The organism is Bradyrhizobium centrolobii (assembly GCF_001641635.1).
In the GTDB taxonomy this organism is placed as follows: domain Bacteria; phylum Pseudomonadota; class Alphaproteobacteria; order Rhizobiales; family Xanthobacteraceae; genus Bradyrhizobium; species Bradyrhizobium centrolobii.
On the sequence record NZ_LUUB01000106.1, the window covers coordinates 224,354 to 240,318 of the forward strand.

At 61.3% G+C, this 15,965-nt stretch carries 15 protein-coding genes and 1 pseudogene; 7 read left to right on the forward strand and 9 right to left on the reverse strand.

From position 1 onward, the window contains the following. Positions 1 to 72 precede the first annotated feature (72 nt). The gene (gene murJ / locus AYJ54_RS39010) at positions 73 to 1,599 is read left to right on the forward strand and encodes a murein biosynthesis integral membrane protein MurJ (protein WP_063707792.1); all 1,527 of its coding nucleotides are present in this window, start codon (positions 73 to 75) and stop codon (positions 1,597 to 1,599) included. Between the two features lie 130 nt (positions 1,600 to 1,729). On the opposite strand, the gene AYJ54_RS39015 is transcribed toward murJ, so the two are convergent. Continuing rightward, a complete protein-coding gene (locus AYJ54_RS39015) occupies positions 1,730 to 2,152 on the reverse strand; it encodes a hypothetical protein (protein ID WP_027555008.1) in 423 nt (140 codons plus the stop codon). A gap of 183 nt (positions 2,153 to 2,335) precedes the next feature. Here AYJ54_RS39015 and AYJ54_RS39020 point away from each other — a divergent pair, with 183 nt between their 5' ends. Further along, positions 2,336 to 2,545 carry a hypothetical protein gene (locus AYJ54_RS39020; protein ID WP_063707793.1) on the forward strand — a complete coding sequence of 70 codons (210 nt, stop codon included), beginning with the start codon at positions 2,336 to 2,338 and terminating at the stop codon, positions 2,543 to 2,545. Positions 2,546 to 2,660: 115 nt separating this feature from the next. Next, positions 2,661 to 3,038, forward strand: a complete 378-nt coding sequence (locus AYJ54_RS39025) for a hypothetical protein (RefSeq protein ID WP_136624231.1) — start codon at positions 2,661 to 2,663, stop codon at positions 3,036 to 3,038. A gap of 184 nt (positions 3,039 to 3,222) precedes the next feature. Here the strand turns inward: AYJ54_RS39025 and AYJ54_RS39030 are convergent, their stop codons facing one another. After that, on the reverse strand, positions 3,223 to 3,687 hold the full coding sequence (locus AYJ54_RS39030; RefSeq protein WP_063707795.1) for a cupin domain-containing protein: 465 nt from the start codon (positions 3,685 to 3,687) through the stop codon (positions 3,223 to 3,225). A 374-nt stretch (positions 3,688 to 4,061) separates the two neighbouring features. Further along, positions 4,062 to 5,042 carry an ABC transporter substrate-binding protein gene (locus AYJ54_RS39035; RefSeq protein WP_082906037.1) on the reverse strand — a complete coding sequence of 327 codons (981 nt, stop codon included), beginning with the start codon at positions 5,040 to 5,042 and terminating at the stop codon, positions 4,062 to 4,064. A gap of 286 nt (positions 5,043 to 5,328) precedes the next feature. Here AYJ54_RS39035 and AYJ54_RS39040 point away from each other — a divergent pair, with 286 nt between their 5' ends. Beyond that, the gene (locus AYJ54_RS39040; RefSeq protein WP_063707797.1) at positions 5,329 to 5,961 is read left to right on the forward strand and encodes a tyrosine-type recombinase/integrase; all 633 of its coding nucleotides are present in this window, start codon (positions 5,329 to 5,331) and stop codon (positions 5,959 to 5,961) included. Between the two features lie 113 nt (positions 5,962 to 6,074). Here AYJ54_RS39040 and AYJ54_RS39045 read toward each other — a convergent pair whose 3' ends face one another. Together AYJ54_RS39045 and AYJ54_RS39050 are read right to left on the reverse strand one after the other, a co-directional pair. Beyond that, on the reverse strand, positions 6,075 to 7,832 hold the full coding sequence (locus AYJ54_RS39045; RefSeq protein ID WP_063707831.1) for an adenylate/guanylate cyclase domain-containing protein: 1,758 nt from the start codon (positions 7,830 to 7,832) through the stop codon (positions 6,075 to 6,077). 527 nt (positions 7,833 to 8,359) lie between these two features. Next, positions 8,360 to 8,920, reverse strand: a complete 561-nt coding sequence (locus AYJ54_RS39050) for a hypothetical protein (protein ID WP_063707798.1) — start codon at positions 8,918 to 8,920, stop codon at positions 8,360 to 8,362. 646 nt (positions 8,921 to 9,566) lie between these two features. Between AYJ54_RS39050 and AYJ54_RS39060 the strand changes: the two genes are divergently transcribed. The 3 genes and pseudogenes from AYJ54_RS39060 to AYJ54_RS48315 form a co-directional block, all read left to right on the forward strand. Further along, a complete protein-coding gene (locus AYJ54_RS39060; protein WP_063707800.1) occupies positions 9,567 to 11,876 on the forward strand; it encodes a xanthine dehydrogenase family protein molybdopterin-binding subunit in 2,310 nt (769 codons plus the stop codon). A gap of 126 nt (positions 11,877 to 12,002) precedes the next feature. Continuing rightward, positions 12,003 to 12,452, forward strand: coding sequence for a cytochrome c (locus AYJ54_RS39065; protein ID WP_063707801.1), 450 nt, complete (start codon positions 12,003 to 12,005; stop codon positions 12,450 to 12,452). Between the two features lie 13 nt (positions 12,453 to 12,465). Next, positions 12,466 to 12,651 (forward strand): annotated as a pseudogene (locus tag AYJ54_RS48315) (cytochrome c); the annotation flags it as partial. A 223-nt stretch (positions 12,652 to 12,874) separates the two neighbouring features. On the opposite strand, the gene AYJ54_RS39070 reads toward AYJ54_RS48315, so the two are convergent. From AYJ54_RS39070 to AYJ54_RS48320, 4 genes are all read right to left on the reverse strand, one after another. Next, complete coding sequence (locus AYJ54_RS39070) at positions 12,875 to 13,411, reverse strand: hypothetical protein (protein ID WP_063707802.1); 537 nt, start codon at positions 13,409 to 13,411, stop codon at positions 12,875 to 12,877. 305 nt (positions 13,412 to 13,716) lie between these two features. Beyond that, complete coding sequence (locus AYJ54_RS39075; protein ID WP_063707803.1) at positions 13,717 to 14,193, reverse strand: hypothetical protein; 477 nt, start codon at positions 14,191 to 14,193, stop codon at positions 13,717 to 13,719. A gap of 489 nt (positions 14,194 to 14,682) precedes the next feature. Beyond that, positions 14,683 to 14,952 carry a hypothetical protein gene (locus tag AYJ54_RS39080; RefSeq protein ID WP_136624232.1) on the reverse strand — a complete coding sequence of 90 codons (270 nt, stop codon included), beginning with the start codon at positions 14,950 to 14,952 and terminating at the stop codon, positions 14,683 to 14,685. Between the two features lie 184 nt (positions 14,953 to 15,136). Then, positions 15,137 to 15,897, reverse strand: a protein-coding gene (locus tag AYJ54_RS48320; RefSeq protein ID WP_430641378.1) for an IS5 family transposase whose coding sequence is annotated in 2 segments (ribosomal slippage) — positions 15,137 to 15,538 and positions 15,541 to 15,897 — 759 coding nt in all. Because the reading frame shifts where the segments join, the coding sequence is not laid out codon by codon here. Positions 15,898 to 15,965 lie beyond the last annotated feature (68 nt).

The window sequence follows — 15,965 nt, forward strand, 5'->3', positions numbered from 1 at the left end:
CAACCGTCTTTTTTGCGCCCCATCATAGTTGAGAGTCTTATCGGTTGACCGATAAGGCTCTAGAAGGGAACGATGCTTGGGCGGATCTTCACGGTTGGCGGATATACGCTGCTCTCGCGGCTGACGGGGTTTGCCCGCGACATCATGCTCGCGGCGATCCTGGGCGCCGGCCCCATGGCCGACGCCTTCTTCGTGGCGCTCCGCCTGCCCAATCATTTCCGCGCGATCTTCGCCGAGGGCGCCTTCAACGCCGCCTGGGTCCCGGCCTATGCGCATGTCCATGGAGAGCGTGGCGAGGCAGCCGCAAAATTGTTCGCCGACCGCATCTTCACGCTGCTGCTCGCCTCGCAAGTCCTGCTCCTGGTCGTCGCCTGGCTGTTCATGCCGCAGGCCATGAGCATCCTCGCGCCCGGCTTCACCGAAGACGCCGAGCAGCGCCACCTCGCGATCGAACTGACGCGGATCACCTTTCCCTATCTGCTCCTGATCACGCTGGTGACGCTCTACGGCGGCATGCTCAACGTGATGCAGCGCTTTGCCAGCGCGGCCGCCGCGTCGATCTTCCTCAACGTCGCGATGATGATGACGCTGGCGCTGGCCGCCTGGTTTCCGACCGCAGGCCACGCAGCGGCTTGGGGCGTCCTAATCTCCGGCTTCCTGCAATATTTCCTGCTCGCGGGCGATCTCGCGCGCCATGGCGGATTGCCGCGCTTTGCGCCGCTCAGGCTCGATGAAGACGTCCGCGGCTTCTTCAAAGCGCTCGGGCCGGCGACCCTGGGCTCGATGGGCACGCAGGTCGCGCTGTTCGCCGACACCATCATCGCGACCTTCCTGCCCGCGGGCGCGCTGTCGGCGCTCTATTACGCCGATCGCCTCAACCAGCTCCCGATCGGCGTCATCGGCATCGCCATCGGCACGGTGCTGCTGCCGGAGATGTCGCGGCGGATCACGGCCAACGACCACGACGGCGCCATGAAGGCGCAGCGCCGCGCGTTCGACTTCACGCTGCTGTTCTCGGTGCCCTTCGTCGCTGCCTTCGTCACCGTGCCGGAGGCGATCATGCGTGCGCTGTTCGCCCGCGGCGCGTTCTCGAAGGCCGATGCCGCCGCCGCGGGCGCCACGCTCGCGGCCTATGCCATCGGCCTCATCCCCTTCGTATTGATCCGCAGCGCGGTCGCGACCTTCTATGCGCGCAAGGATACCGCGACGCCGGTTCGCGCCTCGCTGACCGGCATCGCGGTCAACGTCGCCCTGAAGGTGGCCTTGATGGGATCGCTCGCCCAGATCGGCCTCGCGCTGGCGACAGCCGTCGGCGTCTGGACCAATCTGCTCTTGGTGCTGTTCTTCGCCGTGCGGCGAGGCTTTCTCGTGCCGGACCGCGCCTGGCTTAAGTCGCTCGCCAAATTCCTGCTGACCGGGATGATCCTCGCCGCCGCCTTCTGGCTGATCGCGCGCGTCAGCGGTCCTGCGCTGGGCGCGATGCACTTCCACGACGAAGTGACGCTGGTCCTCTTGGCCGTCGGAGGCACGATCGTCTACGCGCTCGCGATCCTCATCCTGTTCGGCCGCCGCTGGCTGGTCTCGCTGGTGCGCGGCTAGGCGTGTACCGATAAGTTTGTCCTGTCCGCTCTGCCCGCGAAAAGCGGACCTGCAGCAAACGTGAGCGCAGTTCGGCTACGGGCCATGAGCCGACATCGCTCCAATCAAGCGGCGATACTTGTCAGGCTCCTTAGCGGCCGTAGGGGAAGCAGCGGTTGCGATCGAGTGTGAGACCGAAATGCGCTCCCAGTGCAGCGATGGCCGCGTCCTGCTGAGGATAAGGATCGGCATTGGATGCGGCAACGATGATGATCCGGAACCCGCCGCGATCCTTGCCACCCGGTGGCAGCATCGCTGTAGTTAGTGCATTGCCCTCCCTGTCGCGCAGCGTGAGGAAAAGCGGCATCTCTCGCTGTACATGGGCCTCGAGGCCGATGTCGCGCTCGATCGCGTTGGGCCGCTCGGGACGCCAGGACTGGACTGCCTTCTCCCGCTCGCGGCGGAAATATTTCTCAACTGTGTGGCCCATCAGGCGCGACTCATGCATCGCTTCACCTTCCGTCTCGATACGGAACCAGGTCTTGCCCTTCGGCGCGTCGCAAACATACTGCATTTCGCCCGTCCTGCGATCGCCGCAATTCTAGGGCGGCGGGCCTGCAAAGCCAATATGAGACTAGCTCCCGTGTATAGCGCTGCACGATCAGAGGGGCTAAGAGTTCTTGATTGGACGTTGAAGTTCTAGTGAGCCCAAACAATACTAGGTCGACCGGAATAATCCTCTTCAAGGAGCGTCCCGATGCCTGACGTAAGGGAAAAGCAACGCGAAGCCCGCCGGAAGATCATTCGCCAATGGGCGAAGCTTCCGAAGGATAAACGGCAGTCTATGGAGGGGATTTCTGAATTCGCCAGGACCGCCGCTCAGCAGAACGAGAACGCATTCGTCCGCAGTCGTCGCGATCCGTATCAGAAGATCATGGGATGGCTATTGCCGCGTGCTCATCTCTGAACGACTGAGTCCTCTGCACATCCTTCGAAGGCGACACCGAAATTTCGGCAAAGTCATCGAATGTCCTGCCGTGTCCGAACCCCCGGCAGGGCCGTCACAAAGCGACGAGATAACTGTGAAGCTGAAAGCAACCATCATCGTCGCAGCGCTGCTAGCTGCAACGGCTGCACATGCCGAGACGATCGATCTGAAATGCTGGGCGCGGGGCCTTACGGGTGGCGAGCGCAACTCGGTCTACATAAACGGGGAACAGGTCACCGTTAATCTGGATGAGGGGACGATGCACTCTCGGACATTTGGAAGCAATTTGGCCGTCCACGTCACGGATACGCACTTGTTCTTTGAGACGGCGCTTACGCTCGGCAACATTTGGCAACATCTGTTCGACCCGACCGCTGTCTGGCAAGGTTTCATCAACCGCATCGACGGCACGCTTAAGGCGCATAAACGCGACGGTACTGTCATCAGCGGGCACTGCCAGCTGGTCGGCTGAACCTGCCCATGTCGCAGATGGGTCAGGAGCGTCGATCCAGCCTCGCGTTGGCGATGCCTGGTCTACCCCAGACAGCCGACGTGGCGACCAGTGTCAGGGCTAGTCGGTAAGGGCCATTATCTGCCGTCAGCCGGAGTGAAAAAAGCCGGCCCGTAAGCCAGGCTCTCCCGTTGGCGTATTTACTTCACTGCGTCTTCTTGCGCGGGTCGTCAGCCGGGTTGATGTAGTCGATGCCTGCCGGCCCGATATACTGAATTTGGACGATCGCCTCCTCGTTCCCTGTCCAAGCGTAATGTGGGTGTTTTGCCGGGTGCGTATACAATGAACCCGCCTTCAACAGCTCGCCTTTCTTTTCTAACTTTTCACCCTCGCCGGTCCCGTAGGTACCGCTGATCACGGTGGCAATCTCGACAAAGGGATGAGTGTGTGGCGGAATTTGATAGTTTGGTGGAAACTTAACGCGTTGGACGACCATCTCGGCTTTTGCCGGATCGCCCAAGATGGTCGCGAATTGAGCACCCTTCGGAAGGGTCGGGCTGTCCTTCCAAGTCAGCGCATCGGGTTTCACCACGATCCCCATCATGGCATCTTGCGCCAATGCCGAACCCGCCAATGCGATCAAGCCTGCGAAGATCAGAAGCTTTTTCATGGAAGTTCTCCTTGGCCTGGTTGTCTAAAAGGTCCTGCGCGTCGCGACCGACACGCGTTCCAACGACGCGCCAAAGGTTCGTCAGCTTAGGGCAGTTAATGAGCGGCGGCTACATGGAATTGAACACTACGAGTGACCTCGATGCACGCCCAGCCGGGCTTGGCTCCCAAACCATTTGGGATTGCCGTTGCGCCGGGCTAGGTGAACGAAGGGCCTCGCCTCGGCACTCGGTTGGCGGAAGGCGCAGAGGACCGCTTAGGGTCATTCGCGTCGCTTTTGGCCTATAGCCCAGATATCTGCTTATCCCCCGACAGCGGCGCGAGAGCGGACATCGCCGGAGGTCCGAGTCGGGCCAACAACGGACACGTCCCCTCTCACTCGATCACCTCGTCGGCGCGGGCGAGCAATGTTGTCGGGACAGCGATGCCGAGGGCTTTCGCCGTCTTGACATTGACCGCCAGGTCGAAGTCGCTGGGCTGCTCGACCGGCAAGTCGGCAGGCTTCGCGCCCTTGAGTATCCGGTCAATGAAATATGCCGTCCGGCGCACGCGCTTGCTTAAGTCCACGCCGAGGCTGGCAAGCGCTCCGGCCTTCGGGAAGGTAGGATAGTCGGATATGATAGGTACGCCCGACTTCAAGCCGAGCTGCGCAAGCTTTTCCGCGTGGCCGGTGAAGAAGGGCTGCACCACCAGCGCCTGCGCGCCTTCCTCTTTCAGGCCGGAAAACAGGGTGCCGACGAGCTGATCAGGCCGGTCGATCGACCGGAGAACCAATTTCATGCCGATCTTGCCGGCCGCCTCGCTGCTCTCGCGGACAAAGGCGGCCGCGCCGGGACTGGGCGCAAAGCTCAGAAAGGCCACGCTTTGGATACCCGGCACGAACTCGCGCAGTAGTTCGAGCCGCTTGCCGGCGAGATCCGGTCCCGACATCGACACGCCGGTTACGTTGCCGCCCGGACGCGACAGGCTCTGCACCAGCTTCGCCTGCACCGGATCGGATGCAATCATCACGAGGGGAATGGTCTGCGTCATTTCCATCGTCAGCTGCACGGTCGCAGTCGTCCAGGGAACGATGACGTCGACGCCTTTGTCGATCAGGCCCTTGAGAATGTCGCGAGCGCGCTGTTTGTCGCCGTCGGTGAAGTAAGACTCGATCTCGATCGTCCTGCCTTCCACGTAGCCGAGCTTCTTTAACTCTTCCCGAATGCCATCGACATCGGCCGCAAGCGCCGGGGCGTGCAGGCTGATAACCGCAATCCGGGGGACCTTGTCCTCGCCCGCAAGTAGCACCGAAGTCGGTGTGGCCACCGCCACGGCCCCCGAGCCGAGTGTTCGTAGTACGTCGCGTCGGTTCATTCGCCCACCCCATCGGCATCGGCAAGCAGTAACAGCGAGATCGCGAGGTCCAGCTCGTTCCTCGCCGTCCCATCGGCTCTGCCTCAATCCACGCCCGCAACGTAGCCCGTCGAATCTCTGGCGGGCAAGTAGTCAAATCGTAACTCGGCAAATGTCGCCTTTGGGGCATTCGCTGCGGACCTAAAGCAGCCCCACGGTACCCTCATGGCCGCAAGCCTCTGAAAGCAGACATGATCGGCGCGTCACAACGCATGCTCGGTGCCCTCACAAACCGAGGAGTACGATCATGCCTGACGAAGACAGCCTCTCCACTAGAGCTCGCTGCACCCCCTGGAACAAGGGCAAGCTGATCGGAGCCAAACCTCCGCTGCGGCCAAACCAAGTCTGGTCGATCCGAACCCGGCTCCTGATCGAAAGACGGACCCGCGACCTTGCCCTTTTTAACCTAGCGATCGACAGCAAGTTGCGTGGTTGCGACGTCGTCGCCTTGAGGGTCGAAGATGTCGCTCCGAATGGCTATGCGGTCGATCGTGCGACCGTGCGGCAGAAGAAGACCGGGAGACCGGTCAAGTTCGAGTTGACGGATCAAACCCGGCAAGCCGTTGACGACTTCTTGAAGGAAGCCGGCAAGCGGCCAGGTGAGTATTTGTTCACTGGGCGCCGTGGGCGCAATCGGGCGATGACAACCCGCCAATATGCTCGCCTTCTCGCCGACTGGGTGGCAAGCATCGGGCTAGACCCGAGGGTGTTTGGCACCCACTCCCTGCGGCGGACCAAGGCAACGCTGATCTACCGCCGCACCGGGAATTTGCGAGCCGTCCAGCTCTTGCTCGGCCACACCAAGATCGAAAGCACGGTCCGATATCTCGGCATCGAGGTTGACGACGCGCTCGCAATTGCCGAACAAGTTGATGTCTGAATCACCAGGGCAGAGCGGACATGCTCTGCCCATCGGCCATCAGCCGCTTCGGGCCAATTGCTGACTCATGCACCGCAGCAAAAAGGGGGTTCGTCGGTGCCCGCGAGCACAATTCATTCGGGCAAGCCCACTTTCCGAAGGCCCTCGATCAACAGCTTCGCGTTTGATTGCCCGCCCCGCGCGATGAACGCTGATATTGTAAAGGCGGGATCGAACTCAAGCAGACGCGCCACCGCCTCACGGGCCTCTGTCTCGCGCCCGAGATGGGCGAAAGCGGACGCGAGACAGCAGTAAGCTGGCCAAAAGGAGGATTTCTGGCGTTGGGCTTTCTTGCCTGCGACGATGGCCTCGTCAAAGCGACGAAGCTCGATCAGGGCTATGCCCATCCCGACAAACGACGGATGTAGCAGCGGGTCTATCGGGTTCATGCGAATGGCACGTTCGAAGCTCTGGACCGCTTCCTGCAGTAGCCCCGCAGCTCTACAGACCCAGCCTCTGGCGGACCATGCGCCAAATGAATTGGGATTGAGGGCGACCGCCCGGTCTGCCATTTCGGGCGCACTTTCAATATCGCCGACCATGAACGCCGAGATTACAGCAGCCGCTGCTAACGTGTCTGGATCACTATCGTCGAGGCTCAATGCCAAGCGAGAAAGCCGAACGGCTTCCCTGCGGTCGAATTGGGGATCGTCAGCATAGCCGATAATGACGTTTCGCATGTGACAGAGACCTGCCAGAGTCGCGGCACCGCCGAACCGAGGGTGCAGGTCCAAGGCGCGGTGAGCCAACCTGATCGCCTCGGCCAACCCTTCGCGGGTCGCCAGGTAAGACTGCGGCAGAGCGCGGAGGTAATAATCATACGCAGTGAGGTTCTCCGGTCGCCGCCGCGCCGCCAATGCGATTTCTGTTTGAATAATCTTTGGCTGAATGGCCGAGACAACGGCGACCGTCACTTCGTCCTGAAGCGCGAAAACGTCTGTCAAGTCGCGCTCGAACCGATCCGCCCAGATGTGCGCCCCTGTAATCGCGTCGATCAACTGCCCTGCAATGCGAACTTTCCCTGAGGCCTTGCGCACAGACCCCTCAAGGACATAGCGGACGCCAAGCTCGCGTCCGACCTGCTTCACGTTCACCGCCTTGCCCCTGTAGGTAAAGCTGGAATTGCGGGCGATCACGAACAGCCATTTGAACCGCGAAAGCGCCGTAGTGATATCCTCAACCATCCCGTCCGCAAAATACTCCTGCTCGGGGTCGCCGGACATGTTCTCGAATGGCAGCACGGCAATAGAGGGCCTGTCGGGAAGCGGAGGCACCGCACTTAGCCGCTCGGCCAGCACACTATGCGTTCCCGCGCGCACCGCGTAGATGCGGACCGGCTTGGTGATGTTCTTGAGCTGCTGCTCGCCGCGATCCTCGAAGCCAACATCCAGCTTGCCTTCGACCTCGCTGTAGACCTTTTCAGACATCAGGATGCCACCCGGATCGGCTATCCCCTCCAGCCGGACAGCAATGTTGATCCCGTCGCCATAGAGGTCGCCGTCCTGCCCAACGATCACGTCACCAAGGTTGAGCCCGATCCGTAGCTTGAATGGACCGCTCGCCTCGGCGAGATGGTTCTGCATCTCGGTCGCGCATCTCACGGCGGCTAAGGGACTCGCGAACTCGGCGAGCGCGCCATCACCCGTTGTCTTGATCAGTCGGCCGTCGTGTCGGGAGAGGCTCGGCGCGATCAAGTCCCGCTTGAGCCGCTCGAACTCGGCGTAGGTGGCTTCTTCCGCACGTTGCATCATCGCAGAGTAGCCGACCACATCGGCCGCCAAGATTGCCGCCAACCGCCGTTGAACACGCTCTTCGGGCAAGGCCGCTTCCATGTTCAAGATCAATTCGCTGGCATCAGATCACACCAATGGGTTGTTCCGCTAGGTGCTTTCTCGGGTCGAAAGCGGTCACGGGCGCGCCAATCCGGACTACACGGGCCAAGAAAGTAACCCCTCGGGGTGACGGCAGTGATCTAAGTGCCTATGTCCGATCTGGGTCATGAGCGTCGTCCTCTGCGATGGACGGCGGACTGGCAATTTCCGCTATGCCCTGTTAGCGACCGGGGTCGTGTGGCGGTGCAACAGGTCGCGATGGGCCACAAGCAGTCATTCGGAGGAGCGTGCGCGGGCCGATTAGGAAGCCAACCGGAGTTCGGCTGAGTCACCAAACGGCATTTCAGAAAGGATGCAGCGTCGGCACCAATACTGCCAACAACACCAAAGTCACGAATAAGACGGCCCGCGGGGTCCGGTGAGGCGTTCCCCGTCATACCGGAGGAAAGCCCATGCGTGGCGGCCCCGGATCAGCCCCGGGGCCGTTCGTAGAACCCATATGGACGTAGGGAGCGGAGATCGCGAGATCAGCGGACCGGCAGCATCAAATGCTCGTACTGCGTGCCGGGCCACATCACATAGGGCCTCGTTGGGTCTGCCTTCGCGTCGCGTGGATAACCATCCAACATCTTAGCGCCAGAGCCGACGATCATAACGTGTGCGCCGGTTTTGATCCAATTGTTGCCGGGCTCTTCTTTTGTTGCATACGGGTCGGTGTTGCTTGCACCGCCGTCCCCTCGGAGCATGTACATGAACCCTACCTTATTCGCCGGTGGCTCCTTGTGATCCATCCAGGCCGTCGCCCATTCCATCGCGTTCTTATCGCCGCACATCGGGTCCGGGTTGGCCGGATCGGCGTGACCTGGCATGCACGTCCACTGCCCGGTTCCTTGGCGCAATGTCCGCATCTTGCCGTCGTGATCCATAGCGACGATCGTTGCGTCTTTGGCGATGGCCTCGGGCGCGGCTGACAGCGATAGCTTAATCAGCTCTTCGTCGCTCATCTTGTGGCCGGTTGAGCTTTGAGCGAAGCCGTAGCTCGGGGCAAGCGCGAGCGCAAATAAAGTTGCATAGGCCAGCGATTTCATCGCGATATCCTCCCGTGATTTTTGTCGATGGCAGCCGCGGAGTAAGCCGACAGGCGGCCATCTGCACTGAGGTGCTTGCACGTGATTATCCTAGGCTCCTTGTTGGCCTCCCGAAACGCGCCATTTGGCCGCAATGAGTGGATCGCTAGGGCAGAGCATCTCGCACTATGCACGACGGGCCGCATCTCGTTCGGCCGCCGCGGCCTCCAGCTCTCTGTGGAAACGGACCGGCAGGATGGGGAGTCGTCCCCGTAGAACGGGCGGCGAAGAACAGGTTCGCTGTCGCGGCCGCGTTTTATCCACGCTGCCTCGGGATTAACGGGCCGATGCCATGTCGCTTATGGGTCAATAGCCGGGGTCTCAAAGTGGTCGCAAAACGTCCGCTTTACCCCCTTTGGCAGAAGACTGGACAGCCCGGCCAACGTGCTCGTTGCGAGCTGCGAGGAGGTTCTGAGCATGCCGAGGACGTTCGCGGGATCATCGATCGTCACAGGGAGACGTCCGAGCTGTGTCCTTTCCGTCGAATCCCGCTTCGACGCGCGGGGCGGGACGATTTTTCGCGGACGACAAATGGCTAAAGCCGTTTGCACTACCACTTTTTCCGCGGCAATATGCGGCAAAACAACCATGAGGACGGGAAGAGAAAATGGCTGCCCCCATCAAGTTCGGCGTTGGCCAAAGCGTGCTGCGCAAGGAGGATGATGCGCTGATCCGCGGCAAAGGCCGCTACACCGACGATTATGCGCCGCAGGCAGCCCTCCGCGCCCTGATGCTGCGCTCGCCGCACGCGCATGCCAAATACACCATTGATGTGAGCCGCGCCCGCACGCTGCCCGGCGTCGCGCTGATCCTGACCGCCGACGACGTCAAGGATCTCGGCAATCTGCCGTGCCTGTTCAATCTCGAGACCGACCCGTTCACCGGTCCGCCTTACCCGATCCTTGCCAAGGACGAGGTGCGCCATGTCGGCGATTCCATCGCCTTCGTGGTGGCCGAGACCATCGACCAGGCCCGCGATGCGATCGAGGCGATCGAGGTCAAGTGGACGCCGCTGCCGGCGGTGACCGGCGTCGTCAACGCCGTGAAGAATGGCGCGCCGCAGGTCTGGCCGGACAAGCCGGGCAACGTGTTGTTCGACGTCTCGATCGGTGACAAGGCGGCGACCGAGGCTGCGTTCGCCAAGGCCCACGCAGTCGCCGAGATCTCCATCATCAATCCGCGCGTGGTCGCGAGCTTCATGGAGACGCGCGCAGCCGTTTGCGAATACGACGCCAAGGGCGACCATCTGACGCTGACGGTCGGCAGCCAGGGCAGCCATCGCCTGCGTGACATCCTCTGCCAGAACGTGCTCAACATCCCCACCGACAAGATGCGGGTGATCTGCCCGGACGTCGGCGGCGGTTTTGGTACGAAACTGTTTCCCTACCGGGAATACGCCCTGATGGCGGTTGCCGCGCGAAAGCTGAAGAAGGCCGTGAAATGGGCGGCCGACCGCTCCGAGCATTTCATGGGCGACGCGCAGGGGCGCGACAACGTGACCACGGCGAAGATGGCGCTTGCCGAGGACGGCAAGTTCCTCGCCATGGATTGCGACCTGATGGGCGACATGGGCGCGTATCTGTCGACCTTCGGGCCCTACATTCCCCACGGCGGCGCCGGCATGCTGCCGGGCCTCTACGACATCCAGGCCTTCCACTGCCGGGTGCGCACCATTTTCACCCATAGCGTGCCGGTCGACGCCTACCGCGGCGCCGGCCGGCCTGAGGCCGCCTACGTCATCGAGCGCCTGGTCGATGCCTGTGCCCGCAAGCTCGACATGACGCCCGACGCCATCCGCCGCAAGAATTTCATTCAGCCGAAGGCGCTGCCCTACAAGACCGCGACCGGCAAGGTCTACGATTCCGGCGACTTCGCCGCGCATCTGAAGCGCGCGATGGAGATCGCGGAGTGGAAGGAGTTTCCCAAGCGCGCCAAGGCCGCCAAGAAGCAGGGCCTGATCCGCGGCATTGGCTTAGCGAGCTATGTCGAGATCTGCGGCGTGATGGGGGAAGAGACCGCCAATGTCAGGCTCGACCCCAACGGCGACGTCACCATCCTGATCGGCACGCAATCGAGCGGGCAGGGCCACCAGACGGCGTACGCCCAGATCGTCGCCGAGCAGTTCGGCCTGCCGCCGGAGCGCGTGCACATCCACCAGGGCGACACCGACGAGATTGCGACCGGACTCGGCACCGGCGGCTCGGCCTCTATCCCGACAGGCGGCGTCTGCGTGGAGCGTGCCACGGGCGAGCTGGGCAAGAAGCTGAAGGACATCGCGGCGCAGGCGCTGGAGGCAAGCGCCGGCGACCTCGAGATTTCGGGAGGCGCAATCCGCATCGCCGGCACCGACCGCTCGATCTCGTTTGCCGATCTCGCCAAGCGCCCCGGCGCCGACCCGTCGAAGATGAACGGCAGCGCGACGTTTGCCAGCGCCGACGGCACTTATCCGAACGGCACGCATCTGGCGGAAGTCGAGATCGATCCGGCCACCGGCATCATCAAGATCGTCAACTACGTGATCGTCGATGATTTCGGCAAGACGCTCAATCCGCTGCTGCTGGCCGGCCAGGTGCATGGCGGCGCCATGCAGGGCATCGGCCAGGCCTTGATGGAGCAGGTGGTCTACGGCGCGGGCGATGGCCAGCTCATCACCGCGACCTTCATGGACTATGCGCTGCCGCGCGCGGCGGACGGTCCATCCTTCGTGTTCGAGACCCACAACATTCCCTGCAAGACCAATCCGCTGGGCGTGAAGGGCGCAGGCGAGGCCGGTGCGATCGGCTCCTGTCCCGCCGTCGTCAACGCCATCGTCGACGGCCTCTGGCGCGAATACAAGATCGACCACATCGACATGCCGGCGACCCCGGAGCGGGTGTGGATCGCGATCAACGAGCACCATCGTCGTCACAGCCTTTAACCACGTGATCTCCGCACGCGGGAATAAAAGCCCGCCGCGGGGTTCTATTCAGGGATGGGCTGCGCTTCCCGTGGAACGGGTGGGCGGCCTTTCCTTAAAACGTCTGCGAGCCGGAGAAAGTAGCCAATGAGACGGACGATTGTTGTGGTGGGCACCCTTCTTTTGGGTGTGGGCGCCGTGATGGCGCAGCAGGAGATCGCGGTTCAGCAGGACAATCTGATGCGCTCGCAGGCCAAGAGCCTCTACACGGTCATCCAGAAGATGACCAAGGGGGACATCCCCTATAACCAGAAGGCTGTCGACGAGGCGCTGACGAACCTCGAAGCCGACGTCGCCAAGATCGCCAAGACCTTCGAAGTCAATCCCAAGCAGGACGTGGTGAACGCGAAATTCGGCGCATCGCAAAAAATCTGGCAGAACAAGGCCGATTTCGACTCCAAGATCCCGCCGGTGCAGAAGGCGATCGCTGACGTCAAGGGCAAGGTCAAGGACGTCGCGAGCCTGAAGGCCGCCTACACCAGTGTCAACGACCGCTGCACCGACTGCCACGAAACCTATCGCCTGAAGTTGAAGTAACCGGTCGGCTCCTTTCGCGACGTCGCCGAAGGTCTGGGAGGACAAGGCCGGGTTCGAGGCGAAGATCGCAAGCTTCGCCAAGACGGTCGGCGATGCCAAGGGCAAGATCAGGGATATCGACACTCTCAAGCCGACGCTGCAGGCGATCGGCAAGGAATGCGGCGGCTGTCACGAGACCTACCGCGTGAAGAACGGCTGACGCCGGGTTGACGAGAACAAGGGCGGATGCGCGCAGCATCCGCCTTTTTTGTTGCCTTGCGGGCAGGCGGCTCGGTCATTTGGGTACGAATCTTCGGACGTGTGATTGGGCGTCTGCGGAAGACAAGCCAGACACGCGGCCCACCGCCAACCGAGGTCCCAGCCTCGGGGCAATACTTGCGTTGGCATTAGCCTGTCAGCCAATCGTGGTTCCACCACGAAGATTACTGAGCCTGTTTCAAATAGGCTTCGACCTCGGACAGGTCCTGCTGCGCAGGAAATGACGTGAGCGCCTGAGCCGGACTGCACCACGGATAGGGAAGCGAAGATAGCCAGCGCATCACGCCATCGAGTTCGGCGCCTGATAAGACTTTCATGACTTCTATGGTGATGACGAGCCTCACCACTTTTCCGTCCTCATTGAAGTGCCAGTCGTAACGTCCGCATCCAACTCGCAAAGGCTGGCCGGTGACCCTGGCGGACATCCCCACCAACCAATGGCACTGAAAGCGCGCTCGGTCGGTCTCGGAGGGCTGGGATAGGCAGAACGTATAGATGTTCTCGTATTCGACACCGAAGCGACGCACCAAGATGTCTTCCACAGCGCTCAAGCCAGTAGCCGTGCTGGGGAACGAAATGGCGTCGGTCTTGACCACCATCTCCAGTGCAATGTCTTCAGAGAACGCCTGCCTCATCAAGAACGGCCGGTTGCCGTCCTTGGCCAAGATGTAGGTGCTTACTGCTTCAGCAGGTAAGGGCATGATGCCTCAGCTTAGCAGACTCAGGTTCCAAATCGGTGCATTTCAGCAGTCCGTGCGATTTTGAAGCGCAAGCCGTTGTGATCTCATCTCAAATCGCGACCCAACACCTCGCATTGGGGTTCAAGGTGAATGCGCGCATCCTGCATCGGCCTTCCCTGAAAGGCACTCAAGCGCGGATGGACCATGCCGACGTGGAGCAACCCGCGCACGTTTTGCCGTCGCCATGTTGCGGCACGGCTGCATGAGCAAAGCCGCGCCTCACGACACTGGAGTTTGCGGAGGCGCGTCTCTGTGTGCAGGGCCTCTTACGTACCTGGCGTTTTGACGACCAGTTTTATGTTCAGGAGGTTGACGCCCTTGAACGGGTTCGGCGCGCTTTCGATAGTGCCAGTACCCGTAGCATTCGCATAGGCGCCCGTCCCCGAGAGAATCGTATATTCGCCCGTTGACCGGCCGTCTTTGACCGAGCCGGTGTAACGCGCCGTGATCGAGCCATCCTCGAACGTGTAGGTGCTGTAGCCGTAGAAGGGTCCCGAGCCTTTGAGCAAGTCTGAGGAATTGACGAACTCTTTCACCCCGATGCGGCCGTCCTTGAAGACGGCGACGCCGAACAATTTGCCGGACGCGACCGCCTGGCCTTCGATGTTCGCTACCTCTGTCACCTTGTAGTCGATCGGCTTGGTGACGAGCTTGAACTCAAGGACCTGCTCTCCGGCTAGAGCGGCTGGCGCCGCAATGACCAGAGCCACGCCAGAAAGGAAAACGGCGAGAGACCTGCGCATATGCTCCTCCTGCGTTTGCTGGAATTAAGTGCGCTATGCTTGCCGTGCCCCGCCAGCGGCTGAAGTTTTGGGAAGCGTCCAGCGTGCAGGCTCGGACACAACCATAGGTCTTTGGCGACGGAAGAAAGGTTCAGCGCTTGATCTCGTGATCCTCACCAGCGATCGGAAAGGAATGCGGCGGCTGCCACGAAATGTTCCGCGTAAAGAACGGCTGACGAGGAAAAAGGGGCGGATGCGCGCAGCATCCGCCCCTTTTTTGCTGCATTGCGTGCAGGTGCCTCGGTTACTTGGTTACGGCCTTAGTTCGGGCGTGTTTTGGCGTCTGCTGAAGGACAAACCAGAGATCATCGGAGCGCGCCCGGGCCATGCAATGGCCCGAAGCGCCTTTCGCCCAGAACACCTGCTTTCGGCAGATACGACGCGAGAACCTCAGGCGCGCATCCCTGCTTTTCGGACGCGTCCCGATGATCGCGCGGCGAGAATAATTGCTCAGCCGGCTCCCGAAACTTTTCGAGCGGCAGGGCGGGTCTCTTTTTCGAGTAACCACCCCAAAGCCTCTGCGGGGTTCGACCAGCGCACCTCATCGATCTGTTCGGCGAGCGTCAGCGCATGCACAGTCAGAACCTCTATGTCCTGAGGATTTGCGTCAGCTTTTTCCAGTACGTCTATGCACCGGTTGAACGCAGCCAGCTCTAGCTGAAGTTGCTCGATATTCGAGTGTTTGGCCCCCACGACCTTCCATGTTCTCTGTACGCGCATTTTTTTCTCCCCATACGCGGTCACGCATTCGTGAGCGCTGTTTGTGGCGGCAGCACGAAAATGGGTAGACGGAATCAGGGATGTTTGCGGGCGGCGCGTCAAAGGTAAGGCACCAGCGGGGGAGGGCTCGAGCGATGCCGTGGAGGCGCCTCGATGACTTAGCTACGAATCTTAGGGTCCAGACTCAATTGATCCAATAGGCGACGATGGCTGCGATGTGGACGGCAGCCAAGAAGTTTCTGGCGAGTTTATCGTAACGAGTTGCGACACGCCTGAAATCCTTGAGCCGGCAGAAGCAACGCTCGATAACATTGCGCCCTTTATAGATGCGCTTGCTGAAGTTGTGGAAGGTCACCCTGTTGGATTTGTTTGGAATGACGGGCTTGGCGCCACGATTGACGATTTCGGCGCGAAAGCCGTCGCCGTCGTAGCCTTTGTCCCCAATGAGGGCAGACATGGGCGGCGCGAGTTCCAAAAGGGCCGGCGCTGCGGCAATATCTGCGTCCTGGCCCGGAGTGAGATGAAATGCGCAGGGTTTGCAATCAGGGTCGCTCAGCGCGTGGATTTTCGTGGTCCGCCCGCCGCGCGAGCGGCCGATCGCCTGTTCATGTTCCCCCCTTTTCCGCCGCTCGCCGAGCGATGCGCCTTGATCGAGGTGGAGTCGATGGACAAAGTCACGCCATCCTTGCCGCAGCGGGCGAGCGCTTCAAAGATCGCCTGCCAATGTCCGCGCTTGGCCCAGCGATTGAACCGATTGTAGATCGTCGTGTAAGGACCAAAGTCGGGCGGGCAATCGCGCCAGCGCGCGCCACACTGAAGCATGTGGATGATACCGCTGATGATGCGTCGATCATCTTCGCGCTCCGGTCCGGTCTGGTTCGTTGGCAGATGCGGCTTTATCTGAGCCCACTGCTTGTCGTTGAGCCAGAACAGCCCCTTGCGCATCAAAGCCCCCGTGCCGAATCAGTTCGGGTGCAAGAGAATCAGAGCGCGCTAATTAGGTACAGACCCTA